This window comes from Streptomyces sp. NPDC005402 (assembly GCF_040606575.1).
Classification (GTDB): Bacteria; Actinomycetota; Actinomycetes; order Streptomycetales; family Streptomycetaceae; genus Streptomyces.
Genome location: NZ_JBEXFB010000008.1, coordinates 79,773 through 104,991 on the forward strand (window position 1 = coordinate 79,773; position 25,219 = coordinate 104,991).

The 25,219-nt window shown below is 71.2% G+C and carries 24 protein-coding genes; 11 read left to right on the forward strand and 13 right to left on the reverse strand.

All coding sequences use genetic code 11. The features are described from left to right. Window positions 1-474: 474 nt before the first annotated feature. Entirely contained in the window at window positions 475-981 is a 507-nt protein-coding gene (locus ABZT02_RS17465; protein WP_356018740.1) for a GNAT family N-acetyltransferase, read from the reverse strand. Window positions 982-1,032: 51 nt separating this feature from the next. Further along, window positions 1,033-1,206, reverse strand: a complete 174-nt coding sequence (locus ABZT02_RS17470; RefSeq protein WP_007386357.1) for a hypothetical protein — start codon at window positions 1,204-1,206, stop codon at window positions 1,033-1,035. 466 nt (window positions 1,207-1,672) lie between these two features. On the opposite strand from ABZT02_RS17470, the gene ABZT02_RS17475 reads away from it, so the two are divergent. Beyond that, a complete protein-coding gene (locus ABZT02_RS17475) occupies window positions 1,673-2,023 on the forward strand; it encodes a hypothetical protein (RefSeq protein ID WP_356018741.1) in 351 nt (116 codons plus the stop codon). A gap of 25 nt (window positions 2,024-2,048) precedes the next feature. After that, window positions 2,049-2,840: an SDR family oxidoreductase gene (locus tag ABZT02_RS17480; protein ID WP_356018742.1), complete on the forward strand. Its 792-nt coding sequence runs from the start codon at window positions 2,049-2,051 to the stop codon at window positions 2,838-2,840. Window positions 2,841-2,845: 5 nt separating this feature from the next. Here ABZT02_RS17480 and ABZT02_RS17485 read toward each other — a convergent pair whose 3' ends face one another. The 4 genes from ABZT02_RS17485 to ABZT02_RS17500 form a co-directional block, all read right to left on the reverse strand. Further along, complete coding sequence (locus ABZT02_RS17485) at window positions 2,846-3,076, reverse strand: hypothetical protein (RefSeq protein ID WP_356018743.1); 231 nt, start codon at window positions 3,074-3,076, stop codon at window positions 2,846-2,848. Between the two features lie 77 nt (window positions 3,077-3,153). Continuing rightward, window positions 3,154-4,674 (reverse strand): SDR family NAD(P)-dependent oxidoreductase, encoded by a 1,521-nt coding sequence (locus tag ABZT02_RS17490; protein ID WP_356018745.1) that lies wholly within the window; start codon window positions 4,672-4,674, stop codon window positions 3,154-3,156. 104 nt (window positions 4,675-4,778) lie between these two features. Then, window positions 4,779-6,107 (reverse strand): wax ester/triacylglycerol synthase family O-acyltransferase, encoded by a 1,329-nt coding sequence (locus ABZT02_RS17495; RefSeq protein WP_356018746.1) that lies wholly within the window; start codon window positions 6,105-6,107, stop codon window positions 4,779-4,781. A 158-nt stretch (window positions 6,108-6,265) separates the two neighbouring features. Beyond that, window positions 6,266-8,869, reverse strand: a complete 2,604-nt coding sequence (locus tag ABZT02_RS17500; RefSeq protein ID WP_356018747.1) for a PA14 domain-containing protein — start codon at window positions 8,867-8,869, stop codon at window positions 6,266-6,268. A 164-nt stretch (window positions 8,870-9,033) separates the two neighbouring features. Here ABZT02_RS17500 and ABZT02_RS17505 point away from each other — a divergent pair, with 164 nt between their 5' ends. Further along, window positions 9,034-9,417, forward strand: a complete 384-nt coding sequence (locus tag ABZT02_RS17505; RefSeq protein ID WP_356018749.1) for a hypothetical protein — start codon at window positions 9,034-9,036, stop codon at window positions 9,415-9,417. Between the two features lie 7 nt (window positions 9,418-9,424). Here ABZT02_RS17505 and glgC read toward each other — a convergent pair whose 3' ends face one another. The 3 genes from glgC to ABZT02_RS17520 are packed head-to-tail and all read right to left on the reverse strand — an operon-like array spanning window position 9,425 to window position 12,637. After that, entirely contained in the window at window positions 9,425-10,645 is a 1,221-nt protein-coding gene (gene glgC, locus ABZT02_RS17510; protein ID WP_356018750.1) for a glucose-1-phosphate adenylyltransferase, read from the reverse strand. A gap of 49 nt (window positions 10,646-10,694) precedes the next feature. Then, complete coding sequence (gene glgA, locus ABZT02_RS17515) at window positions 10,695-11,849, reverse strand: glycogen synthase (RefSeq protein ID WP_356018751.1); 1,155 nt, start codon at window positions 11,847-11,849, stop codon at window positions 10,695-10,697. A gap of 44 nt (window positions 11,850-11,893) precedes the next feature. Further along, window positions 11,894-12,637: a (2Fe-2S)-binding protein gene (locus tag ABZT02_RS17520; protein WP_356018752.1), complete on the reverse strand. Its 744-nt coding sequence runs from the start codon at window positions 12,635-12,637 to the stop codon at window positions 11,894-11,896. Between the two features lie 210 nt (window positions 12,638-12,847). On the opposite strand from ABZT02_RS17520, the gene ABZT02_RS17525 reads away from it, so the two are divergent. Next, window positions 12,848-13,978, forward strand: coding sequence for a DMT family transporter (locus ABZT02_RS17525; protein ID WP_356018754.1), 1,131 nt, complete (start codon window positions 12,848-12,850; stop codon window positions 13,976-13,978). On the opposite strand, the gene ABZT02_RS17530 is transcribed toward ABZT02_RS17525, so the two are convergent. Then, window positions 13,968-15,158: a transglycosylase family protein gene (locus tag ABZT02_RS17530; protein WP_356018755.1), complete on the reverse strand. Its 1,191-nt coding sequence runs from the start codon at window positions 15,156-15,158 to the stop codon at window positions 13,968-13,970. The genes ABZT02_RS17525 and ABZT02_RS17530 overlap by 11 nt on opposite strands. A gap of 266 nt (window positions 15,159-15,424) precedes the next feature. Here ABZT02_RS17530 and gndA point away from each other — a divergent pair, with 266 nt between their 5' ends. Then, on the forward strand, window positions 15,425-16,864 hold the full coding sequence (gndA, locus tag ABZT02_RS17535; protein ID WP_356018756.1) for an NADP-dependent phosphogluconate dehydrogenase: 1,440 nt from the start codon (window positions 15,425-15,427) through the stop codon (window positions 16,862-16,864). A 588-nt stretch (window positions 16,865-17,452) separates the two neighbouring features. On the opposite strand, the gene ABZT02_RS17540 is transcribed toward gndA, so the two are convergent. Together ABZT02_RS17540 and panD are read right to left on the reverse strand one after the other, a co-directional pair. After that, on the reverse strand, window positions 17,453-17,803 hold the full coding sequence (locus ABZT02_RS17540; RefSeq protein WP_356018757.1) for a GNAT family N-acetyltransferase: 351 nt from the start codon (window positions 17,801-17,803) through the stop codon (window positions 17,453-17,455). Window positions 17,804-17,841: 38 nt separating this feature from the next. Continuing rightward, on the reverse strand, window positions 17,842-18,261 hold the full coding sequence (panD, locus tag ABZT02_RS17545; RefSeq protein ID WP_266951894.1) for an aspartate 1-decarboxylase: 420 nt from the start codon (window positions 18,259-18,261) through the stop codon (window positions 17,842-17,844). 209 nt (window positions 18,262-18,470) lie between these two features. On the opposite strand from panD, the gene ABZT02_RS17550 reads away from it, so the two are divergent. After that, a complete protein-coding gene (locus tag ABZT02_RS17550) occupies window positions 18,471-19,460 on the forward strand; it encodes an SDR family oxidoreductase (RefSeq protein WP_356018758.1) in 990 nt (329 codons plus the stop codon). A gap of 116 nt (window positions 19,461-19,576) precedes the next feature. Here ABZT02_RS17550 and ABZT02_RS17555 read toward each other — a convergent pair whose 3' ends face one another. Beyond that, the gene (locus ABZT02_RS17555) at window positions 19,577-20,827 is read right to left on the reverse strand and encodes a cytochrome P450 (protein WP_356018759.1); all 1,251 of its coding nucleotides are present in this window, start codon (window positions 20,825-20,827) and stop codon (window positions 19,577-19,579) included. A gap of 121 nt (window positions 20,828-20,948) precedes the next feature. Between ABZT02_RS17555 and ABZT02_RS17560 the strand changes: the two genes are divergently transcribed. From ABZT02_RS17560 to ctaD, 5 genes are all read left to right on the forward strand, one after another. Further along, window positions 20,949-21,659: a DUF2071 domain-containing protein gene (locus ABZT02_RS17560; protein WP_356018760.1), complete on the forward strand. Its 711-nt coding sequence runs from the start codon at window positions 20,949-20,951 to the stop codon at window positions 21,657-21,659. Next, window positions 21,656-22,294 (forward strand): hypothetical protein, encoded by a 639-nt coding sequence (locus ABZT02_RS17565; RefSeq protein WP_356018762.1) that lies wholly within the window; start codon window positions 21,656-21,658, stop codon window positions 22,292-22,294. Before ABZT02_RS17560 ends, ABZT02_RS17565 begins: the two co-directional genes overlap by 4 nt. A gap of 185 nt (window positions 22,295-22,479) precedes the next feature. Beyond that, window positions 22,480-22,671 (forward strand): hypothetical protein, encoded by a 192-nt coding sequence (locus tag ABZT02_RS17570; protein WP_356018763.1) that lies wholly within the window; start codon window positions 22,480-22,482, stop codon window positions 22,669-22,671. A gap of 202 nt (window positions 22,672-22,873) precedes the next feature. Beyond that, window positions 22,874-23,443: a phosphodiesterase gene (locus ABZT02_RS17575; protein WP_356018764.1), complete on the forward strand. Its 570-nt coding sequence runs from the start codon at window positions 22,874-22,876 to the stop codon at window positions 23,441-23,443. A 65-nt stretch (window positions 23,444-23,508) separates the two neighbouring features. Next, window positions 23,509-25,215: a cytochrome c oxidase subunit I gene (gene ctaD / locus ABZT02_RS17580; RefSeq protein WP_356018765.1), complete on the forward strand. Its 1,707-nt coding sequence runs from the start codon at window positions 23,509-23,511 to the stop codon at window positions 25,213-25,215. Window positions 25,216-25,219 lie beyond the last annotated feature (4 nt).

A 25,219-nucleotide genomic window follows, 5' to 3' on the forward strand; every position in this document is an offset into this window, starting at 1 on the left:
GAGTAGAGCGCACCGTCAAAGATCACCAAGCGCTCATTTCGGAGGCTAGATCGACATGTCCCGCGGCGCTCACCGGGAGAGCCGTCCGGGGCTCTGCGACTCGGACCGTCATGACGGCTCGGGTGTCGCAGGTGTGCATCCCGCCGGGGCGTCAGACGGAGGGGCCGACCGGGGAGGGGGTTTGTCAGGTGTCGGCTTCGTCATCGTGCTCGGGGGCGGGATCGCCGAAGGGTGCTGAAGCGCGAACTCTTCAACAGGCGTGAGGGCGCGGCGCTACTTGTGGTGGCGCGAGGGCAGCCGGGTGCATCCGGGTCACGAGTGTGAGCACGGCCGCCCGGGCCCCAGCGTGAGACAGCGGCTGCAGCCGCAGGTCACGAGCACGGGCACGGCCGCCGCCCTCCATGATCACTGAGCGTGGAGGTCCATGATCACGTCGACCTGCGCCGGCTTTGCATCCTCCCCCACGCTCGATGCCTATCGCCGGTCCTTCAAAACGGGCTGAAGGGCCTTGTACATGATGTGCAAGCCGACCCACCCGTGCCGGGGGTGTTCGAAGGCGTCCGGCACGGTGCCGAGGATCGTGAAGCCGAGCGAGGTCCACAGCTTCACGGCCGGGTTGGTCTCGACGACGGCGTTGAACACCATGCCCCGGTAGCCGTCCGCCGCGGCGGTGGCCAGGACGTGCTCGGCGAGGGCGCGGCCGATGCCGCGGCCGCCCTGGTCGGGGTCGACCATGAAGCCGGCGTTGGCGATCCGGGCGGCCGGACCGCCGTAGTTGGGGGTGACATAGGCCGAGGCGACGAGGGCGCCGCTCTCGTCCTCGACGACGTGGACGCGCTTGGCCGGGTGCATCCACAGGGCGCGCGCAGCTTCTTCGGAGGTGTCGGGGTCCCAGGCGTAGGTCTCGCCCGCGGCCACGATCCGGTGCCAGAACGGCCAGATCCGCGGCCAGTCGTCGGCCACGGCTTCTCTGATCAGCATGGGCGTGAGTCTCGCACGCCCATGCCGTCGGCGATCGCGAAGGTCCTGCCGTCAGTCCACGCTGGGCAGGATGTGGGGCTCGGCGAGGTCGTCCTCGTAACCCGCGAGACGGATGGGGGCGGAACGCGCCCACACGTCGAGGCTGCCGATGTCTCCGGGCCGTCGGCCCGCGCGCTCCGGGCGTTCCTTGGGGCGCTGTTCGCGATTCGTCTTCTCCGGTGTCACCGCGCACTCCTTATGTGTCGGGCTCACCCTCGGGACTACCTGTGCAACCTACGGTCGGTGCCTGGACGTCCGCTCGGGTCTGGGTCGAGATCGGTTCGGACGCGGTGGCGCCGTGCAACTCATATGAGAGCAGGCCGTGGTGACCGGCTTGTCCCGGGACGGACTGTGGGTGTGGGTGGGACCCCGTACTGCCGTCCGTCGGCTACAGATTAACCAGATGAGCGGGGGTCCGCTCGATAGGGGGTGAAAACAAGGTGTAACCATTGCAATTCACTGTGACTTTTCCGGCCAGGTTTCGCATGATTTGTCAGTTGATGTGCCTTTCTGAAGTCACTCGATCGGCCTACGGCTCGACCGACCCTCCGAGCCATCGGGGTCGCGCAGTTCAAGTCCCGTTGGCCGAATCGCAAGGCACTCATGATGCGCTGCCCCATGGCAACGGCCGGCCCGGCGGGAGGTCTCACGGATGGAACTGCGCAGTGTCGACGAGCTGATGGAGCTGCTGCACGCGTGCGGCGGCGAACACGCCCTGCGGACCGCCGCACTGCTGCGCCGCAGTCGTCCCGCCGACAAGGAACTCCAGGTGGCGGGTCTGATGCTGGGCACCGGACAGAGGGCCGAGGTCTTCCGCACCCTGCTCGGTGAACGGGTCCACCGCCTGGTACGCCGCCACGGCCCCGCCCCCGACGACGACCTGCTGCGCCTGGCAGGCGAGGAGAGCCTGACGGCCCGGTTCGACGCCGGCGTCCTGGAGGACTGGCGTGCCGTCCTGGAGCTGGTCGCGGCACGCAACTCCCGTCTGGAGACTGTCGACTGACGGTCCGTCATGAGACGGTACGGCGATGACGTCGTCGTACGGACTGCACGGCAGGGCCGCCCTCGTGACCGGCGGCACCCGCGGGATCGGGCGCGAGGTGGCCCGGCAACTGGCCGACGCCGGCGCGCTGGTGTGTGTCACGGCCAGGGACCGGGAGGACGTCCGGCGGGCCGCCGCCGACCTCGGCGGCATCGGGCTCGCGGGCAGCGTCGCCGACCCCGCCCATCCGCGCGCCCTCGTGGACCTCGCCCTGCGTGAGTTCGGCCGGCTCGACGTCGTGGTCAACAACGCGGCGACGAATCAGCCGTACGGCCCCCTCATGGAGGTCGATCCCGACGCGTGGCGCGAGGCCTTCACCGTCAATGTCGAGGCGCCGCTGCGACTGGTGCAGGCGGCGTGGCGCGGGTGGATGCGGGAGCACGGCGGGTCGGTGGTCAACGTCTGCACGGAGGGCGCCGGGCACGTGGGGCCGAATGTCGGCGCGTACGGCACCAGCAAGGCGGCGCTGGTTCACCTCACCCAGCAGCTGGCGGGCGAGCTGGCGCCGAGGGTGCGGGTGAACTCCGTCTCCCCCGGTCTCGTGCGGACGGAGATGGCGCGGTTCGTGTGGGAGAAGGGTCCCGTCGAGCTGCCGTTGGGGCGGATCGGCGAGCCCGAGGACGTCGCGCGGGCGGTGGTGTGGCTCGCCTCCGACGCGACCGAGTGGATCACCGGGGCGGATCTGCTGGTGGACGGGGGCACGCGGGTGCGGGCGGCGCACCCGGGCGGGTACGCCGTCCATGACCGGCTGCGGTCGGGCGCGCCGCCGCACTCATGACCGCGTCACGGGAACAGGGCGATGCCCATGAGGACGATCAGGCCCACGAAGACGACGAACGCGATCATGCCCCAGCTCCAGGGGTGCCTGATCGGATCGGAGGCACCGCCGCGGGGCCGGTCCTCCGGGAGCTCGTGCTGGACCGGACGGTCGCTCGCGTAGAACTCCTCGTCCGTGGGGTAGTGGTTGCGCGGATCGTTGAAGGCGCGCGGATCGATGCTGTGCGGACGGGCCATGACCACTCCTGGCGCGGGGAACTATCCGGCCCCCGGGTTCCCCCCTCGGCGGCGGCCCACACGTCAGAGCCGCCGGCTCACCACTTGCCGGGCGCGTAGTCCTTCAGGAAGACCCCGTACACGTCCTCGCCGTCCTCACCGCGCACGATCGGGTCGTAGACGCGGGCCGCGCCGTCGACCAGGTCGAGGGGGGCGTGGAAGCCCTCCTCGGCGAGGCGGAGCTTGTCGAAGTGGGGGCGCTCGTCGGTGATCCAGCCGGTGTCGACGGAGGTCATGAGGATGCCGTCGGTCTGGAACATCTCCTGGGCGCTGGTCCGCGTGACCATGTTCATGGCGGCCTTGGCGGCGTTGGTGTTGGGGTGGCCCGCTCCCTTGTAACCGCGGCCGAAGACGCCCTCCATCGCCGAGACGTTCACGACGTAGGCGCGTCCGCTCCTGGCCTTCTTCGCGGCGTCGGCCATGGCCGGGCGCAGTGCGCTGATCAGGATGAACGGTGCCGTGTAGTTGCACAGCTGGGTTTCGAGGAGCTCCACCGGCGAGATCTGCTCGATGGTCTGGACCCAGGTGTTGCTGTCGACGACGTCGGGGACGAGGCCACCCGCGTCGATGGCGGTGCCGTCGAGGTGCCGGGCCACGCTGGCGTTGCCCGCGACCAGGGCGAGGTCGGCGACCTGCTGCGCGTCGAGGCCGGAGATCCCGGCGGGCAGGGAGGCGAGTCCGTCGACCGCGCCGGAGCCGAAGGCGCCGATGACGTGGTGGGCGGGGAGTTCACCGGCGGGCAGCGGGGCGCTCTCGCCGTCGACCAGGGCGGCGTAGGCGGAGGGCAGCCGGCGCACGGTCTGTGTCGCGTTGTTGACGAGGATGTCGAGCGGGCCCGCCTCGGTGACCTGCTCGGCGAGGGCCACGGCCTGCGCCGGGTCCCGCAGGTCTATGCCGACGACCTCCAGGCGGTGGATCCAGTCCCCGGAGTCGTCCATGGCCTTGAAGCGGCGGATGGCGTCCTTCGGGAAGCGCGTGGTGATCGTGGTGTGGGCGCCGTCGCGCAGCAGCCTCAGCGCGATGTACATGCCGATCTTGGCGCGGCCGCCGGTGAGCAGGGCACGCTTGCCGTTGAGGTCGGCGCGGACGTCGCGCTTGGTGCGGTTCAGGGCGGCGCAGTCCGGACAGAGCTGGTGGTAGAAGTAGTCGACCTCGACGTACCGGGTCTTGCAGGTGTAGCAGGAGCGCGGGCGCTGGAGTATCCCCGCGATCCTGCCCTCCTCGGTGACCGACGACGGGAGGATGCCTTCGGTCTCGTCGTCGATGCGCTGGGCGGAGCCGGTCGCCGTGGCCTCCGTGACCGCCTTGTCGTGGGCGGTCTTGGCGGCCCGGCGCTCCTGTCGGCGGCGCTGCTTCACGGTGCGGTAGATCCCGGCGGTGGCCCGGCGCACGGCGATCGCGTCCGGGTGGTCGACCTCCAGCTTCTCGAGCTCGTCGAGCACGCTGAGGCAGACGGCCAGCCGCTCCGGGTCGATGCCGGGGCCGTGCACGACCTCGTCACCGGGCTCGCGCACGACCTCGTCCATGGTCGTCGTCGAGCCGTCCTCTGTCACCGTCATCGCGCTGCCGTTTCCCTGGTCACCCGTGCGGCGCTGTGCCGCGTCCGCTTGCCGAACGCGGAATTTTACTTCAGTGCCGGGCCCGGCCCGCAATCCGGAAACGATCAAGCACCGCAGGCGGTCAGCAGTTCCTTCACCTCCTCGGTCAGCGCCCGGGCGAACCGGTCCAGGTCAGGCACCGCTTCCGCGTCGGCGACGAGGCCGTAGTGGACCTGTCCCCGGTACGTCGAGATGGCGACCGCGAGGGACTGGCCGCGGGCCAGCGGGGCGAAGGGGTAGACCTCGGTCACCGGGTTGCCGCCGAGCTTCAGGCCGATGCTGGGCAGCGGCACGCTGGTGACGAGGATGTCGAACCAGAACCGGGCGCCCTGACCGGCCAGGGGCCCGCCGAGGCGGTGGCCGAGGGCCGGGACGTGGTCGGCGAGCAGGGCGACGGCGCCCGCTCCGCGGTGGGGGCCGGCGTCCTTCTTGCGGTCCATGGCCGTACGGACCGTGTCCAGGCGGCCCATCGGGTCGGGGTCGTCGACCGGAAGCCGCACCAGGTACCCGGAGAGCCGGTTGCCCTGAGGGTGCGCGGTGCGCGGACGGCGCCGGGAGACGGGGATCAGGGCGCGGGGCGTCACGCCCGCGCTGCCGTCGCCGCGCTCGTCCAGCCAGCGCCGCAGGGCGCCCGCGACGACCGCGATCAGGACGTCGTTGACGGTGCCGCCGCGGCTCTTGCGGACGCGGTGCACGTCGTCGAGGTCGACGACGACGCCGGCGGTGCGTCGGGTACCGCTCGGCTCGGAGGTCAGGGCGGCGGAGGAGCGCACACCCACGGAGGACAGGGCGACGGAGGCGCCGATGTCGAGGGCGCGGCCCAGGTCGGAGACGGCACCCCGAAGGAGGTCGGGCAGCTTGCGCACGTCCGGGAGCATGCTCTTGGCGGGCACCTCGGGGCGTGGCCCGCGGGTGGGCAGGTCCATCGGGTCCAGGATGGCGGCGGCGAGCGTCAGGGCCCGCAGTCCGTCGGCCAGGGCGTGATGGAACTTGAAGAGCACGGCGAAGGAGACGCCGTCCTCCCCCGGCAGCACATGCGCCTCCCACGGCGGCCGTTCGCGGTCCAGCGGCCGCTGCATGAGCCGGCCGGCCTCGGTGTGGAAGTCCGCGGTCGGGGCGTGCAGCAGGATGTGCCGCAGCGGGTCGAAGTCGGGGTCGGGGACGCGGGCGGCTCCCCCGAAGGCGTACGGGAAGCCGAGCGGCCACACGTCCTGGATGCGCATCCGCAGGCCGGGTACGGCGGCGGCCCGTCCGGCGAGCAGGTCGGCCGCGTGGGCACCGGCGGTGGGTGAGTGTGCCGTGAAGACGCCGAGCGCTCCCAGGTGCATCGGATGCTCGGCGGATTCCATGTTCCAGAACGCCAGGTCGAGAGGGGCCAGCAGGTCGGGAGTCAATGGGTTGCCTCGCGTCGACAACGGGTGGGTCAGCAGTCAATCGCCCTTCGGCGATTACGGTCAAGTACGATCAAGCTACGCTCAGTTAACAGCAGATTAAGTCCCGCCCCGGGGAAAGGGGCGGGACACATGGTGCGGATGGGGTCATCCGTGGGTGATCAGCACCCTCTTGGAGTCACCCGGGACGCATCCCGGATGAGGGCCTGGTGTGCGGCCCTCACCCGCTCGACGTCCGGTTTCAGGACCTTGCGGTCGTAGGTGAGCAGCCCGTTCAGCTCACCCTCGACGTCCGAGATCTGGGTGTAGACGGCCGCGTTGCCGCCCCGGCAGGCCAGGGCCCGTACCTCGTCGAGCTTGGCCAGGTAGTCGTCGGTGTAGGTCGCCGGATCGACGTCGACGTACGACTGCTGTACCGACCAGGCGTGTCCGGGGACCGCCAGGCCGAGGCCGCCGTACTCACCGCTGACCAGGGCACGTCTGCCGTCCGGGTGGGGTGGCAGGGCGGGACTGGGATAGCCGTGCTCGTCCATGATGTCGCCGGCGTTTCCGTCGGCGCCGAGGTTGAGGCCCGACTGGTTGTTGACCAGGCGGGTCGGATCCCAGGTCTTGGCCTGCTCGGCGATCCGGCCGACGTCGTACTGTCCCCAGCCCTCGTTGAAGGTCACCCACATGACCACCGACGGACTGCTGATGTGCTCGTCGATCATCTGCTTCATCTCGCGCTCGTACTCCGCGCGGGCGGCGGGACTCGGATTCACCCCCGCGGTCATCGCGGGCATGTCCTGCCACACCAGCAGACCCAGCCGGTCGGCCCAGTAGAACCAGCGGTCGGGCTCGACCTTGATGTGCTTGCGCACCGCGTTGAAGCCGAGCTGCTTGTGCACCTTCAGGTCGTACGCGAGGGCCTCGTCGGTGGGTGCGGTGTGCAGGCCGTCGGGCCAGAAGCCCTGGTCGAGGGTGGCCATCATGAAGACCGGCTCACCGTTGAGGACCGTGCGCGGGGTGCCGTTCACGTTCTCGACGGCGATGGAACGCATCCCGAAGTAGCTGCCGACACGGTCGGCTCCGACGGTCACCTTCAGGCCGTACAGGAACGGGTCGTCGGGCGACCACAGGCGCGGGTTCTCGATGCTCAGGGTGAGCGGCTCCCCGGTCCGGCCCCGGGCCGTGGCGACCTTCCGCTTTCCGTCGTACGCCGTCGCCGTGACCGGTACGCCGTCGCGGACGCCCTGTGCCTCGACCGTCAGCCGGCCGGCGGCGACGTCGGGGGTCAGCTTGAGGGAGTCGACGTGGTCGCGGGCGACGGGCTCCATCCAGACGGTCTGCCAGATGCCGGACGACGGGGTGTACCAGATGCCGCTCGGGTCCAGGCGCTGCTTGCCGAGAGGCGGGTTCTCGCCGTCGGCCCCGTCAGTCGGGTCGTACACGCCGACGATCAGTTCCTGGGTACGGCCGGGCTTCAGGGCGTCGGTGATGTCGGCGCCGAACTTGTCGTAGCCGCCGGCGTGTTCGGCGACCCTGGTCCCGTTGACGTACACCTCGGACCGCCAGTCGACCGCGCCGAAGTTGAGCTGCAGGCGTGTGCCGGAGCCGATGCGCCAGTCGGCCGGGACGGTGAAGGTGCGGCGGTACCACATGCGGTCCTCGTGCCGTTCCAGGCCGGAGAGCTGGGACTCGACCGGGTACGGGACGAGGATGCGCTCGGCCAGGTTCCTGCCGACCGGCGGCTGTTCTCCCGCCTCGGCGGCGGCGAACTGCCAGCGCCCATTGAGGTTTTGCCACCGGTCGCGGGTCAACTGCGGGCGCGGATACTCCGGATGGGCGTTGCCGGGGCCCACCTCGTCGGCCCACTTCGTCCGCAGCTCGTACGTCGAGTGGTTGGGGCCGCTGCTCCAGAAGGCGTTGACAACGTTGCCGTCGGTGCTGGTGAGCCCGCCTTCGCCGTCGTAGCGCAGGTCGGCGGTGCCGCGGGCGGTGCCGGTCCTGTTGCCCACGACGGGTTCGGCGAGGGCGACGAGAAGGGCCCGGGGATCCCGCGGGTCCTGTTTCGCCGTCCCCAGGGGCCACTTGGCGCCGCCGATCACGGCCTGGAGGTGGTCCGTGAGGCCGGCCGGGGGTGCGGCGAGCGGCTGGGCGAAGTCGAGCTTCAGAGTGCGGCCGGTACCGAGGACGGTGGTCGCGACCGGGCCGTCGTAGTCGTAGCCCTCGGGAAGCCGGAACGCCGACTGCGGTACGGCTTCCTTGGTCCCGCCGGGCCGGACCCAGCGCAGATGCAGGTTGGAGCCGCCGTAGTGCTCGAAGTACTCGACCTTGATGTCGTACGACTGTCCGGCCGTCAACTCGACCGGCTGCGCGCTCTGTTCGCGGTCCCAGTCGTCGACCCAGTGGTCGATGAGGAGCTGCCCGCCGATCCACAGGCGGAAGCCGTTGTCGCCGATGACGGAGAAGGTGTGGGGGCCGGACGCCGTCGGCACGATCCTGCCGGTCCAGCGGACGCTGACGTCGTCCGAACGGCCGGTCGCGGCGGCGAGCCGGGGTTCCAGGGTGTCGAAGTCGAGAGTCGGGTCGAAGGTGGTGGCCTTGAGCTCGTGGAAGTCGAAGGCGCCGGGGGCGGACTGGGTGTAGTACTCGCCCTTGAGTCCGCGGGCCTCGACGGGGTCGTCGGCCAGGGCGGGAGTCGCGGTCAGGCCGGCGAGCCCGAGGAGGGCGGCGAACAGTAACGCCAGCCGGCCTCTGAGGCGGGTGAGGTGCCCGGTGTGCACGAAAGCCTCCATAACAACGTTGTCATGGGCAGGAATTGGCATGACAACACGGATTCCGGTCTCCGTCCAGGGACATGACAAGTCCGGCCCACCGCATGCCGTCGACGCACCCCGCGCGGACAATGGGCACAAGACCCCTCCTCTGCCGGAAGAAGGCGACGGAGATGCCGAAGGTTTCCCGCGACACAGCCACCCAGGGCGGCGACTACGGGGCGGTCGTCGACCGCGCCGAGGAGTTCGGCGACTACACGGTCGACTTCCTGACGTTCCGCGAGGACGTCGACCACCGGCCTCTGCTCAAGGGGCTTCCCGACGACCGCTGCCAGTGCCCGCACTGGGGCTATGTCTTCAGGGGCGAACTCACCTTCCACTACGCGCACCACGACGAGGTGTACCACGAGGGCGACGCGTTCTACGCCCCCGCGGGACATGTGCCGGTGCATACCGAGCCGGGCAACGAGTACCTCCAGATCAGCCCCTCGGACGAGCTGCGCCGGACCAGCGAGGTGATCATGAAGAACTTCGCGTCCCTGCGGGAACAGGGCTGAACGGGCCCTAGGACACCAGCTGGCCCTTCCCGAGCGCGATCACCCCGCCCTTGGACACGGTGTACAGCTCCGCGTCCCGCTCCGGGTTCACGCCGATCGTGGCGCCCGGCGGGACCTCGACGTTCTTGTCCAGGACGGCGCCGCGGACCACCGCGCCCCGTCCGATCTTGACGTTGTCGTGGAGTACCGAGCCCTGGACGACGGCCCCGGGGTCGACCAGGACACCGGGTGAGAGCACGGACCGGGTGACCTGGCCCCGGATCAGGCAGCCCGCGCTGATGATGGACTCGCTGGCGATGCCGCCCGCGTTGAAACGGGCCGGGGACAGCTGGCCGGAGTGGGTGTAGATGGGCCACTGCCGGTTGTAGAGGTTGAAGGCGGGGCGCTCGGCGATGAGGTCCATGTGGGCGTCGTAGTAGGCGTCCAGGGTGCCCACGTCCCGCCAGTAGCCGCGGTCCCGGGTGGTCTCGCCGGGGACGTGGTTGGCGCTGAAGTCGTAGAGCTGGGCCTCGCCGCGGTCGGTGAGCTGCGGGAGGATCGAACCGCCCATGTCGTGCACGGAGTGCTCGTCCTCGGAGTCCCGCTGGAGCGCCTCGATCAGCGCCTTGGTCGTGAAGATGTAGTTGCCCATCGAGGCGAACACGCACTCCGGGTCGTCCGCGAGCCCGGGCGGGTCGGCCGGCTTCTCCAGGAAGCGCTCGACCGTGAGGCCGTCCGAGCCCGGGGAGATCACCCCGAACGACGGGGACTCGGAGCGCGGGACGCGGATCCCGGCCACCGTGACACCCGCGCCGGACTCGATGTGCTGCGCGAGCATCTGGCGCGGGTCCATGCGGTACACGTGGTCGGCGCCGAACACCGCGACGTACTCGGGGCGCTCGTCGTAGAGCAGGTTCAGGGACTGCAGGATCGCGTCCGCGCTGCCCAGGTACCAGCGCGGTCCGAGGCGCTGCTGGGCGGGCACCGGCGTGACGTAGTTGCCGAGCAGGCTCGACATCCGCCAGGTGGTCGTGATGTGCCGGTCCAGCGAGTGCGACTTGTACTGCGTGAGCACACAGATGCGCAGGATGTCGGCGTTGACGAGATTGGACAGGACGAAGTCGACCAGTCGGTACGTCCCTCCGAAGGTGACCGCTGGTTTGGCGCGGTCCGCGGTCAAGGGCATCAGGCGTTTGCCCTCTCCGCCCGCCAGTACGATGCCCAGCACCGAAGGTCCGCCACGACGCATGGCCGCTCCCCTCACCGTGATTTCACCCATCACTGCCCTTGCGAGGGGCTTAGTACGCCTGTTTGACGATCTCCTCGTAGAGCCGGACCGTGCGCCGAGCGACCGCGTCCCAGCCGAACTCGCTCACCGCGCGCTCCCGTCCCGCCTCGCCCATCCGACGTGCCGTCGCCGGATCGCCGATCACGGAGTCGAGTGCCCCCGCGAGCGCCGTCTCGAACGCGTCGTCCACGGTCACCAGCAGTCCGGTCCTGCCGTCGTCCACGACCTCGGGGATTCCGCCGACCCGCGAGGCCACCACGGGAGTGCCGCAGGCCATCGCCTCCAGGTTGACGATGCCGAGGGGTTCGTACACCGAGGGGCAGACGAACACCGCCGCATGGGTCAGCAGCTGGATCACCTCGGGGCGCGGCAGCATCTGCGGGATCCAGTGCACGCCCTCGCGGACCCGGCTCAGCTCCTCGAAGAGCTCGCGGAACTCCCGGTCGATCTCGGGGGTGTCCGGCGCGCCCGCGCACAGCACGACCTGTGCGGCCGGGTCGATGTCCCGTACCGCCCGCATCAGATGGGGCACGCCCTTCTGGCGGGTGATGCGGCCGACGAACAGCACGAACGGGCGATCGCGGTCCAGGCCGATGCGGTCCAGTACGTCGGTGCCGTGGTCGGGCCGGTACAGGGCGGTGTCGATGCCGTTGTGCACGATGTGGACCTTGGCCGGATCCAGCGCCGGGTAGCAGCCGAGGATGTCCTCGCGCATGGCTCCCGACACGGCGATCACCGCGTCCGCGGTCTCGATCGCGGTGCGCTCGGCCCAGCTGGACAGGGCGTATCCGCCGCCGAGCTGCTCGGCCTTCCAGGGGCGCAGGGGCTCCAGGGAGTGGGCGGTCATCACGTGCGGGATGCCGTGCAGCAGCTTGCCGAGGTGGCCGGCGAGATTGGCGTACCAGGTGTGCGAGTGGACCAGTTCCCGGCCTTCGAGGCCCGCGGCCATGGACAGGTCCACGGAGAACGTGCGCAGTGCGTCGTTGGCGGTGTCGAGCGCGGACCAGGGCCGGTGCCGGACGACACCGTCCGCACGGCCTTCGCCCCAGCAGTGCACATCCAGGTCGACGAGAGATCTCAGCTCCCGGGCGAGGAACTCGACATGGACACCTGCGCCGCCGTACACGTCCGGCGGGTACTCCCGGGTCAGCAGGCCCACACGCACCCGGAACCCCCTGTCTCAACGGCTGATCGGCATTGCTTTCATGGTCACCCAGATGTGCCGCGCGGGGAAGAGCGCGGGGCTCGTGTGAAGCAACAGTCACCGCACACGCCACCTTCCGGCAACCGGTAGTACAGACAGCAGCTGCGGCGGCGGCCCGTGGTGCTTTCGAGGGTGCCTTCGAGCAGCGGATGGGCGAGGAGTGCGGCCGAGAGGTCGCGGACGCGGGCGGAGACGTCCGGACGGTGGCCCAGCTGACGGGCGGCGCCCGCGAGGGCCGAGGCGGCGTTGCCCCACAGCAGTCCGGTGGCGAGCCGGTACTCGGCGCGCAGCGCCGCGGTGAGCGGTTCGAGGTGCCCGTGCAGGACGACGTCGGCGATCGTTTCGGCGTCGCCCGGCAGCGGCTCCACGGCATCCAGCCACAGGTCGTCGGGGGCGCTCGCGTCGGGATCCCAGTGCAGCCGCCGCGGCGAGAGGTCGGGGATCCGGCCGTACAGGACCGCGCAGCCGAGGGCCACCGACCACAGCCGGGCCGCGAGGCCCTGGTGGGCGATGGAGGCCGCGATGCGGGGCTCGGGGGCGCGCAGAGCCCTGGCGACCTTTTCCACGCGAAAAGTCATGGAATTTCCATAAACATCCGAGGCCCGGTTCTCGTAGACTTGTGCGAGGGTCGGCAGCGCCGGGCGGGCGGTCCCGGGAGTTTCGCCGACCGTCCGTAGTGCGAAGAAGGCGCCGAGCGGTCGCAGCGCCGCGAGATCAGGGTCGAGGTCCACGACCAGCAGTAGTACCAAGGCCCGTAGGGGTACCCCGCAGGGGGTCTCCACCCCGTGTCACCCGCCTTGGGGAGGACACGGACCCTTTTGTACTCCATCGGCAGTAGGACCCATTGCCTGCTCAGGGACGACGACGGGAAGAACTTTTCCGGGCATCGTGTTGGTCATGGAAGACGACCGTTCGTCGCGCCGGGCAGAGCGCCCCCGCCTTACGCAGAGGAGCAACTCATGAGTGCCCTCGCGTTGTCCGTGCTCCTCTCCCTCGTCTCCGCCGTCGCCTACGCGGGCGGAGCGATCGTGCAGGAGCAGGTCGCGGTGTCGCACCCCGACGAGCACTACGCGCCGCTGCGCCGGCCGAGCTGGTGGGCGGCGGTCGCGCTGAACGGCCTGGGCGGACTGCTGCACGTGGTGGCGCTCGCTTACGGTCCCCTCAGCCTGGTCCAGCCGTTGGGCGCCCTGACGATCGTGTTCGCGCTGCCGATGGCCGCGCTGTTCGTCGGCCGCAGGGCCGGGGCCACCGCCTGGCGGGGCGCGATCATGGCGACGGTGGGCCTGGCCGGTCTGCTCTCCCTGGTGGGGACCTCCGACGCGCACTCGCTGAGCTCGACCCAGCGGGTGTTCGCCGCGCTGGTGACGGCCGCCGCGGTGGTCGCGCTGATGATCGCGGGCCGGGCCGCGCACCGGCACCCGGTGGTGCGCAGCGTGCTGCTCGCGACCGCGTCCGGCATAGCGTTCGGCATGTCCTCGGTGTTCACCAAGACGGTCGCCGTCGACTGGAACGGCGGCGTGTCCGCGGCGGACCTGCCCTCGCTGGCCGCGATCGGCGTCCTGGCCACCGCCGGACTGATGCTGTCGCAGGCCTCCTACCGCGGCGCCGGTCTCGCGGCCCCGCTGGCCACGCTGACGGTCGTGAACCCGGTGGTGGCGGCGGTGGTCGGCATCACGATGTTCGGCGAAACCTTCCGCTACGGCACCACGGGCACCGCGCTCGCCCTGAGCTGTGCCGTGGTGGCGGCGGGCGGCCTGATCCTGCTGACGACGGAGCGGATCCAGCGCACCCACGCCGAGCCCCCGGCGGCCGCGGTCCCCGATGGCGGGGAGGCGTTCGTCCCGGCGCCCGCCGAGGAACCGGCCGCTGCTCTCGTGCGCGAGGGCGTGCTCGTCGAGCAGGTCGCCGCACTGCGCGAGGAACTGCTCCTGCCGGCCCCGGCCGCGCCCGAGGCGGCGCCGAGGGACGACTCGTCCGAGCAGCTCCCCGACCCGGGCGACGAGCCCCCGGCGTACTACGGCCCCTTCTTTGGCGCCGCGTACATCCCGATGCCGGTCCTGGACCGGCACCGGCCCCGCGTCAAATCCTGATGCCGCCGGCCCGGAGATACGCCACCGGGTCGATGTCGGAACCGAAGCCGGGCCCCGTCCGCACCTCGAAGTGCAGATGCGGGCCCGAGCTGTTGCCGGTGGAGCCGGAGCGGCCGATGCGCTGCCCGGCGCCCACCGGTTGCCCTGCCTTCACGGAGATCGCGGACAGGTGGGCGTACTGGGTGTAGCGGCCGTCGGCGTGCCGGATCACCACCTGGTAGCCGAAGGAGCCGCCCCACCCCGAGGTGACGACCATCCCGGCCCTGACCGCCTTCACGGACGTCCCGGTGGGCACCGGGAAGTCGACGCCGGTGTGGTAGCCCTTCGACCAGGCGGAGCCCGCCTTGCGGTACGGGGTGCCGAGGGAGGCGCTCACGGGGGCGACCAGACCCGTGTCCGCGGCCTTCTCGGTCTTCTCCTCGCTCTTCCTGGTCTTCTTGGCCTTCTCCTGGGGGTCGGAGGAGGGCTTTTTCGTCGCGGTGTGGTCGGTGGTGGTGCTCGTGCCGGCGGTGGCGCGCAGCTTCAGCCGCTGTCCGGGCAGGATGAGGTCGGGATCGGCCCCGACGGTCCTCCGGTTGGCGGCGTACAGCCCCCGCCAGCCGCCCCGGACCTTCTGCGCGTCGGCGATCCCGGAGAGCGAGTCGCCCCGGACCACGGTGTACATCTCGGCGGACCCGGCCCGCGACTGCGGGGTGGTCTGCGGCTGGACGTCCCGCACGGAGGCCGTCTTCTTCGTCGGCGGCTGGGCGTCCCGTGCCGGGGCCGTCTTCTCGGTCAGCGGCTGGATGCCGGGGTCCGAGCCCCCGCGCGTCAGCCCGGCCCGTACCGAGCACGCCGGCCAGGCGCCGGGCCCCTGTCCGTCCAGCACCTTCTCGGCCACGGCGATCTGCTGGTCCCGGGTGGCCAGATCCGCTCGCGCCGCGTACCGGGTGCCGCCGTACGCCTCCCAGGTGGACTGGGTGAACTGGAGCCCGCCGTAATAGCCGTTGCCGGAGTTGATGCTCCAGCTGTTGCTGGACTCGCACGCGGCGACCTTGTTCCAGGTGTCCACGTCGGCGGCGTGGGCGGTGCCGGTGCCGATGAGCGGGACCGCGATGCCGACGCCGCCCGCCGTGACGGTGAGTGAGGCGCGGTTGATCCTGTTCGGCTGATACCGGCGGTGCCGGCCGCGTACGGCCATGGAGGCCTCCCCCTAGACATGCGTCATGCGCCAGGAGGGGCAAAAGTAAGCGCACCGAACAGGCCATGACAAGACGGCAACCGGCCGCGTGGGGGCGTGTGTCGGACCGGCGTCCCCGGCTGAACGCAACGAGGCGCCCGAACCGTATCCCTGGTGTGCGGCCAGTCCCCCGACAAGCCAGGATGTCCGGTGGACGATACTGACAAGCACGACCGGCAGCGATAGACGACCTACGCGATCCACAGGATCTTTTGGGAGCAGGCGGTATGAGCACAACAGCGCAGATCGGCGTCACGGGCCTCGCGGTCATGGGCCGCAACCTGGCCCGCAACTTCGCCCGCAACGGCTATACGGTCGCCCTGCACAACCGGACCGCGTCGCGCACGCACGCCCTGGTCGAGGAGTTCGGCTCCGAGGGCGACTTCATCGCGGCGGAGACCGCCAAGGAGTTCGTGGCGGCCCTGGAACGCCCGCGCCGTCTGGTCATCATGGTGAAGGCCGGTGAGCCGACCGACGCGGTGATCCAGGAGTTCGCACCGCTGCTCGAGCCCGGCGACATGATCATCGACGGCGGCAACGCGCACTTCGCGGACACCCGGCGCCGGGAGCGCGAACTGCGCGAGCAGGGCATCCACTTCGTCGGCATGGGCGTCTCCGGCGGCGAGGAGGGCGCGCTCAACGGCCCCAGCATCATGCCGGGCGGCCCGAAGGAGTCGTACGACTCGCTCGGCCCGATGCTGGAGAAGATCTCCGCGAAGGCGGCGGACGGTGCGCCCTGTGTGACCCACGTCGGTCCCGACGGCGCCGGGCACTTCGTGAAGATGGTCCACAACGGCATCGAGTACGCCGACATGCAACTGATCGGCGAGGCGTACCAGTTGCTGCGCGATGTGGTCGGTTACACCCCCGCCCAGATCGCCGACATCTTCCGCACCTGGAACACCGGCCGCCTGGACTCGTACCTGATCGAGATCACGGCCGAGGTGCTCTCCCACGTGGACGCGGCGACGGGCAAGCCGTTCGTGGACGTCGTCGTGGACCAGGCCGAGCAGAAGGGCACCGGCCGCTGGACCGTGCAGATCGCCCTCGACCTGGGCGTCCCGGTGTCGGGCATCGCGGAGGCCGTCTTCGCGCGGTCGCTGTCGGGCCACGCGGAGCTGCGGGAGGCGTCCCGCTCGCTCGCCGGGCCCAAGGCGTCCCCGTTGTCGGAGTCGGAGGCCGGGGCCTTCGCGGACCGCGTCGAGCAGGCGCTGTACGCCTCGAAGATCGTGTCGTACACGCAGGGCTTCCACGAGATCGCGGCCGCCCGTGAGGAGTACGACTGGGACATCGACCTGGGTGCCGTCTCCGCGATCTGGCGCGGCGGCTGCATCATCCGCGCGGCCTTCCTGGACCGTATCCGGTCGGCCTACGACACCCGCGCGGACCTGCCCAGCCTGCTCTCCGACGACACCTTCGCCCAGGAGATCGCCGACGCGCAGGACGACTGGCGTGACGTGATCATCGCGGCGACGCGGCAGGGGGTGCCGGTGCCCGGGTTCTCGGCGGCGCTGGCGTACTACGACGCACTGCGCGCCGAGCGTCTGCCGGCCGCGCTCACGCAGGGGCAGCGGGACTTCTTCGGTGCGCACACGTACCGGCGCACGGACCGCGACGGTTCGTTCCACACCCTGTGGGGCGGTGACCGGTCCGAGGTGACGGGCTGAGCATCGCACTGACGTGGAGGAGGGCCACCGGTTCGGTGGCCCTCCTCCACTGTGTGCACGCGTCGTCGTCAGCTGAGCGGTGGCCCCGGCTCCGGGTTCGGTACCGGCTCGGGACCCGGCGGTACCGGGGACGGCGACGGGTCGGGGGCCGGCCCGGGGCCCGGGGTCGGGTCCGGGGGTGACGGGGGCTGAGGGGTCGGGCCCGGCGTGGGGACCGGCCCGGGGCCGGGAGTGGGGCCCGGTGGGACGGGGTCGGGGTACGGGTTGGTCATCAGGTCCTCCAGCCTGTCGGTCGACGTCGGCTCTGGACTACTCCCCCGCGTACCCGTGAGCCCTGCAGCCAGTCACCCGCCCGCGTGACGAGCGGGGCCCGCGTGGGTGTGCCCGGGGTGCGGGTAGGGGACTTCAGCTGTCCTGGTGTGCGGTGCGGCACGCGGGGCCGGGGTGGCCGCGGGACGGTGCGGGGCGTCTCGCCGGGGGCCATCCGGCCGCGGGCTCATACGGGACGCCCCGCCGGGGCCCCCGACCGCGGCTCATACGGGACACGACGCCAGGCCCACCCAACCGCGGGCCGATGGACCTGTCCGCTCAGAATCCCTCGGGATTGGCCGCCAGCCACTCCTTCGCCGCGCGGAGCAGCTCGGGGTCGGCCGCCGGGGCCTCGTCGGGGTGGCGTTCGGCCCACTTGACGACGTACGGGCAGAGAGGGGCGACGGAGACGCCCTCGCCGGCCGCGATGGTGTAGAGCTCGCGGGCCAGGGAGCCCGCGATGCCCTGTCCCTCGTGGGCCGGTTCCACGATGGTGTGGACCGGGACCAGGGCGCGCTCGGGGGATTCGAGGACGAAGTACTGGATGTGGCCGACGACTTCGCCTTCCCCGGAACCGAAGGCCTCCAGGCGCCCGGCCTGTCGGTCGTCGCGGATCTCGATGTCGCTCATGGGCACGCTCCTGGTCCGAAGGTCGTCGAGCGGCAGGGTCAGGCCGGTACCGCCTGAGGGCTGCGCTCCTGGTCGGAACCCGGCACCGGCTCGGACGGATCGGCCCCCAGGGCCACGATGCGGTTGTCGCGGTCCACGTGCACGACCCGGGGTTCGAGTGCCCGCGCCTCGGCGTCGGTCACCTGAGCGTAACTGATGATGATCACCAGATCTCCGGGGTGGACGAGATGGGCGGCGGCACCGTTGATGCCGATCACCCCCGAACCGCGCTCCCCCTCGATGACGTACGTCTCCAGCCGGGCGCCGTTGGTGATGTCGACGATGTGGACGAGCTCACCGGGCAGGAGGTCGGCGGCGTCGAGAAGGTCCGCGTCGATGGTCACCGATCCCACGTAGTGCAGGTCGGCCTGGGTGACGGTGGCCCGGTGGATCTTGGACTTGAACATGGTACGGAACATGGAGAAACTCCCGTTTTGTCGGCTCCCTGCCCGCTCTTTGCAGGTCAAGGGCGTTCGCCGGAGGTTACAACGACGTCGAGGCCGCTGCCACCGTGTGCACAGGAGTCCGCAGGGAGCTGTACCTCGCTCGGTCCGGTGTCAGCCGGGTACCCGTTCCGCCAGGGAGGCGGGCGCGGGGCGCCCGGCTCGGCTGAGCTGAGGAGGGACCCATGGGACTGCGCGATCAGGTGGTGGTGATCACCGGAGCGTCGAGCGGCATCGGACGGGCCACGGCCGAGGCTTTCGCCCGCAAGGGCTGCGCCGTGGTGCTGGCCGCGCGCCGCGAGGAGGCGCTGGAGGCGGCGGCCCGGGAGTGCGAGAAGCATCGCGGGGCACGGACGCTGGTCGTACCGACGGACACGACGGACGCCGGAGCGGTCGAGGGCCTCGCGCGGCGGGCGGTCGCGGAGTTCGGCCGGATCGACATCTGGGTGAACAACGCGGCGGTCAACGCCTTCGGCCGCTTCGAGGACGTACCGCTGGAGGACTTCCGCAAGGTCCTCGACGTCAACGTGATGGGCTACGTGCACGGCGCCCGGGCCGTGCTGCCGGTGATGCGGGAGCAGGGGACGGGCACGCTGATCAACGTGTCGTCCATCGTGGGTGCCGTGTCCCAGCCGTACAGCCACCCGTACAGCATGTCCAAGCATGCCGTCCGAGGGCTCGGTTCGAGCCTGCGGCAGCAGCTGAGGGTAGAGGGCGTGAAGGGCGTACACGTGTGCACGGTGATGCCCGCGACCATCGACACCCCGCACTTCCAGCAGGCGGCGAACTACACCGGGCTCAAGGTGGTCGCCATGCCTCCCGTCTACACCCCGGAACGCGTCGCCCGGGCGATCGTCGACCTCGCCCGCCGTCCCCGCCGCGAGGTGGTGGTCGGTCCGGCCGGCCGCGCTCTGGTACGCCAGTCGCGGATCGCACCCGGGCTCGCCGAGCGGGCCATGGCACGGCAGACGGACAAGGGCCATCTCGATCACGACGAGGAGGCACCGGCCACCCACGGAGCGCTGCACGTACCGGCTTCCGGGGAGGGCGCGGTGCACGGCGGCTGGCACGGGCGGCGGCGCACCGCGATGCGCAGGACCGCCGTCGCCGCCGCGCTGGCCGGAGCGGCCGTGACCGCCGGGCGCAGGATGACTCGTGGCGCGGCGGCCGCCTGACCGTTGAGCGGCACCGTCCCGTGCCGGTACGGCGCTGCCCGCCCGGTGCGACACCGAGCGGGCAGCGGCCGCCGAACCAGGAGCAGGTCGGACCAGGTCGGACCCGGTCAGTGCCCTCAGTGAGCCGCCACCGGAACACGGGTCGGGACGGCGTGGATGACGAAGCCGCTGCGCACGCGCGTCGGCATGCGGTTCAGCGGGATCCGCAGGTCCTGTTCGGGCACGTCGTACTCCAACCGGGCCAGCCGCGGACCGAGGGCCGCCAGCAGCGCGACGGTGATGTCCTCGCCGGGGCAGCGGTGGCCGGTGGCCCGGTCCCCGCCCCCCTGCGGAACGAGTTGGTCGCGGTGCGGCGGCCGCCCCACGAAGCGCTGCGGGGCGAAGGCGTACGGCTCGTCCCAGAGGTCGGGATCGTGGTTCTGCCCGTACAGGTCGAGCAGGATCAGGGTGCCGGACGGGATCGGCTCGCCCCGCCACTCCAGATCGGTCACGGCCCGGCCGCCGAGGAAGGGCGCGAAGGGGTAGAAGCGCCGCAGCTCGTGGGCGAACGCCACGGCATAGGCGGGGTCGTCCTCGCGCAGCCGGTCCCGGACACCGGGGGTGCGCAGTGCGTGACCGGCGTAGGCGACGAACCAGCACACGGCGACGGTGGGACGGATGACGTTGAGCAGCTCGACCGCGGCGGTGCGCGGGTCCAGGAGCCGGCCGTCGGCGTCCCGGTGGCGGACGATCGCGTCCAGCGCCGATCCGGTCGGCGCCGTGGCCTTCCCCGCCCGTACCTCCTCGACCAGATCTCCCAGCCATGCCTCGCTGCGCGCCCGCGCCCGGCGGGCCCGCCAGTGGCGCGGTCCCGGCGTGGCGAAGCCGTCGACCATCGCGACCATGTCCCGGGCCGTGGAATCGGCGTCGTCCAAGGGGATGCCGACCCACCGGCAGACCCCCTGGGTGAGAATCCGGCTCGCTTCGTCGAACAGGACGACCGGACGCTCGGCCCACGACCGCACCGCCTCGTCCCACACCGCCGTGACGCAGTCGACCAGCTCGGCGACCGCCTTCGGTCCGGTGAGCAGGGAGAGAAACATCTCCTTGCGGCCGCGGTGCGCCTGTCCGTCGAGGGTGTGCACCGCGCCGTGGCCGAACAGAGTGCTGAGCACCGGACCGGGGAGCGCAGTCGCGCGCTCCACATGCCGTTCGTCGTAGAAGAACCGCACCGCTTCCGGACCGTGCAGGGCGACTGCGTGCTGTCCCATCAGCCGGGTGCGCACGAGCGGGGCGTCGGTACGGCGTCGGCGGTCGGGCAGCCAGGTGTACGCCTTGGCGAGGAGGGCGAGCGAGCTGTCGGCAAGGGGCGGACGACTCTGATTCATGGCGTCGCGGGTGCCCGCCGCCCCCGACCGGAAACGCCGCCCGGTACGGCAGCCTCTGCACCGGTCAGGCCCCCCGTCGCCTGTGCGTTTCCGCCCGCCCCCCGGTGGGGACCCGGCGCGCGTGGTGGCGTACGGAGCGGAGCAGCGGGTGCGGGTGCCGGTTCTGCGGGCCCGGTGGCTGCGGCAGACGTTCGTTCACTGGCCGTTCCGGCCGGCGGACGTGCAGGCTCTGCTGCCCCCGGGGCTGGTGGTGGACGAGTACGACGGGGCGGCATGGGTGGGTTTCACACCGTTCGTGATGGCGGACGTGCGCCCCGCGGGCGTGTCCTCGGCGGTGCCCGGTCTTCCGACGTTCGCGGAGACCAATCTGCGCACCTATGTGTGCCGCGAGGACGGACGGGACGGGATCTGGTTCCTGTCCATCGAGGTGGCCAACCCGCTGATGCTGGCGGCTCGTGCCGTCGGGGCGCCGTACACACCGGCACATCTGCGCGTCACCACGGACGGCGACACCGTGTCGTACGCGGGCTCGCGCGGGAAGGGCCGTGTCTCGTACCGCCTGGACGTGCGTCCCGGTGATCCCGTCCAGCCGACCGAGCGCGACGTGTGGCTGACCTCGCGCTGGCGGGCGTACACCCGTCGGCTGGGCATCCTCCTGGAGACCCCCGTGGAACACGAGCCCTGGCCGCTGGCCGACGCGGCCGTGGACGTACTGAAGGAGACGTTGACCGCCGCGGCGGGTCTGCCCGCCCCGCTCGACGAGCCCGTCGTGCACTTCTCCCCCGGGGTCGAGCACGTCCGGCTCGGGCCCTCGCGGCCCCTTTTCACGTGAACGGGCGGTCGAGCGATGCCTCCCGCGGCGGGCGGTTGCGCTTCGACGGCTGGATCGCCGGCCTGGGCACGGCCTCCGGAACCCGCATCGTGCTGGGGCACTGGCCACGGTCGCCGTTCGGGCCGTTCAGCGATGTGATGCTGGAACGGCCCGACGGGGAACGGCTGTTGCTCGCCCCGACCCGTGAGACGGCCGATTTCATCAGCGGCACCTACGTCTTCGACACCGTACGCGTCGTCCCGGTCGGCGTGCGCGTCGTGGACGACGTCTGGAGCGTCACCGCCGGGCCCCTCGACCTGCGCTTCACGACGGGCCGCCGACGGCTCCTCGGGCTGCTGCTGTGCGCGGTGCCCGGCGTACTCGCCGGCCGACCGGGCTGGTCCGTGCTCACGTCCCTGCCCGCCCGCGTGCTGCTGCCCGGTGTGCGCACCCGCGGCAGCGCGCGTGCCGGACGCCGTGAGTGGTACGGCGCCCGGGACCTGCGGCCGATCCGCACGGTGACCGGGGTCTTCGAGGGCGACGACCTCGGCGCGGCGGCACCCGTCGTCCCGCCCGTGCGCTTCGGGTTCGGGTCCGTGCCGAGAGGACCCGCGCTGACCAGGGTCACGACGACGGTGGCCGTGGAGCCGGAGTGAGGACGCGTGTCCAGGGGTACCCGGCGGGCCGGCAGCTGCTGCCGCGCGCGCCCGGTCGGCACACGGGCACAAGGGCACACGGGCACACGGGCCCACGAGGGGTCGGAAACCATGGGCGCCCGGCCGCCGTCTCCCCGCCCGCGTCTCCCCGGACGACCACTGGACCCCCGAGAGTGAGGCCGACGATGAGTGAGCAGACCCCGTCCCAGGCGGAAGGCGAACCGCAGGAGACCATGCCCGACGAGGAACAGCAGTCCGGCCGTCGTGACGTGCCCCGGACCACCCCTTCGCAGGCGGAGGGCGACGACACGGAGGACGAGGACACCGAGCAGAGCGATGAGCGCGGAGAGCGGGACAGCGGCTGGTCCGGTCCGTGAGGCGGGACGAGGTCCGCGCCCCTCGGCGGCGCCCGGGGCGGACGCCCGAGCCCTGGGCCGCCCCCGCGGCCGAGGCCGGCTTCCGTCGGCTGGCCCGGCTGCACGGGGCTCCCGCCCTGCACCCACAGGGGCTGACCTGCACCCAGAGGGGCTGACCTGCGCGGCCACCCTGGACGTCGTCGACGGCGACGAGCGCTGGGGCGTGCCCTGGCTGGACGCGCCCGGCCGGTACGACGCCACGGTCCGGCTCTCGCGAGCGGCCGGTCTGCCCCGGCGGCTGCCGGACGGACTGGGTCTGGCTGTCCGCGTCGAAGGGGCCGACGGCCCGGACGGCGTCCTCGACCTGCTGCTGACGAGCTGTGGCCGCGGCCGGGTCACCCGTCATCTGTCGTCACCCCGCGCCGACGTGCTGGGCGGTCCGTACTCCGGCCTCCTGCCGTACCGGGTCGGGGACCGTCGTGGCGTCCTGGCCGCCTTCCCGCGCCGTTCCCGGCCCGGGCCGGTGTACGGCGACCCGACACGGCTGGGTGAGGCCCTGGCGGCCGCACCGCTCGTCTTCGACCTGTGTGCCGGGACGTCCCGGCGGTCATGGCGGCCGTTCGGCGTGCTGGCGGTGGGGGCTCCGCTGCCCCTGGGGCAGGACGAGAGCCTGGGGTTCGACGTGTACGCGCACCGTCTGCGCGGACTCGCCCCGGTCGGCGCGCCGGCCGGAGTGCGCCGCGCCGCGTATCGGGGGTCCCGGGCGGGGCGTCGGCAGAAATGCCAGGACTAGCTTCCGGCAGGCTGGTTACACGCTGCCCCACACGAACACCCTTCGCACCACCGTAGGGCGGACAGATGGCGACATACACCGAACCGGTCGCCCCGGTCCCGGCGGCCGAGCACCGGAGCAGAGGACAGGTGGTCGTTTCCTGGCTGACCACGACCGACCACAAGAAGATCGGCCATCTCTATCTGATCACCTCGTTCTGCTTCTTCCTGATCGGCGGGGCGCTGGCGATGGCGATCAGGGCGGAACTGGCCCGCCCCGGGCTGCAGTTCCTGTCCACCGAGCAGTACAACCAGGCGTTCACCATGCACGGCACGATCATGCTGCTGCTGTTCGCCACCCCGACCTTCGCCGGGTTCGCCAACGCGGTCATGCCCCTGCAGATCGGCTCCCCGGACGTCGCCTTCCCGCGGCTGAACATGTTCTCCTACTGGCTGTTCCTCTTCGGCGGCCTGATCGTCCTCGGCAGCTTCCTCACCCCGCAGGGCGCCGCCGACTACGGCTGGACCGCCTACACCCCGCTCAGCGGCCCCATCCGCAGCGGCTACGTCGGCGCCGATCTGTGGATCATGGGACTCGCGCTGGCCGGATTCGGCACCATCCTCGGCGCGGTCAACTTCATCACCACCATCATCTGCATGCGCGCCCCCGGCATGACCATGTTCCGCATGCCGATCTTCACCTGGAACGTGCTCCTCACCTCGGTGCTCGTCCTGCTGGCCTTCCCGGTCCTGGCGGCGGCCCTGCTCGCCCTGGAGGCGGACCGGCACTTCGGTTCGCACGTCTTCGACGCCCAGTACGGCGGACCGCTGCTGTGGCAGCACCTGTTCTGGTTCTTCGGCCATCCCGAGGTCTACATCCTCGCCCTGCCGTTCTTCGGAGTGATCAGCGAGATCATCCCGGTCTTCTCCCGCAAGCCGATCTTCGGTTACGTCGGTCTGATCGGCGCCACGATCGCCATCACCGGTCTCTCCGTGACCGTGTGGGCGCACCACATGTTCGCCACCGGGGCCGTGTTGCTGCCGTTCTTCTCCTTCATGAGCTTCCTGATCGCCGTGCCCACGGGCGTGAAGTTCTTCAACTGGATCGGCACGATGTGGAAGGGCTCGATCTCCTTCGAACCGCCGATGCTGTGGGCGGCGGGCTTCCTCGTCACGTTCCTGTTCGGCGGGCTGACCGGCGTGATCCTCGCCTCGCCGCCGATGGACTTCCACGTCACGGACAGCTACTTCGTGGTGGCGCACTTCCACTACGTGCTGTTCGGCACGATCGTCTTCGCGATGTTCGGCGGGTTCAGCTTCTGGTGGCCGAAGATGACCGGCACCATGCTCGACCACCGCCTGGAGAAGATCCACTTCTGGACGCTGTTCGTCGGCTTCCACACCACCTTCCTGGTCCAGCACTGGCTCGGCGCCGAAGGCATGCCCCGCCGCTACGCCGACTACCTGGCCGCCGACGGCTTCACCGCCCTCAACACCATCTCCTCCCTCGGCGCGTTCCTGCTGGGCCTGTCCACCCTGCCCTTCCTCTACAACGTGTGGAAGACCGCCAAGTACGGCACACGGGTCGAGGTCGCCGACCCCTGGGGATACGGCCGCTCCCTGGAATGGGCCACCTCCTGCCCACCCCCGCGCCACAACTTCGCCGCCCTGCCCCGGATCCGCTCCGAATCCCCCGCCTTCGACCTGCACCACCCGGAGACGGCCGAGCGGGACCAGAAACAGCACTCCGGCAGGCGCGACGTCCTGGACGCCGAGGGACACGAGCAGGAGTGAGCCC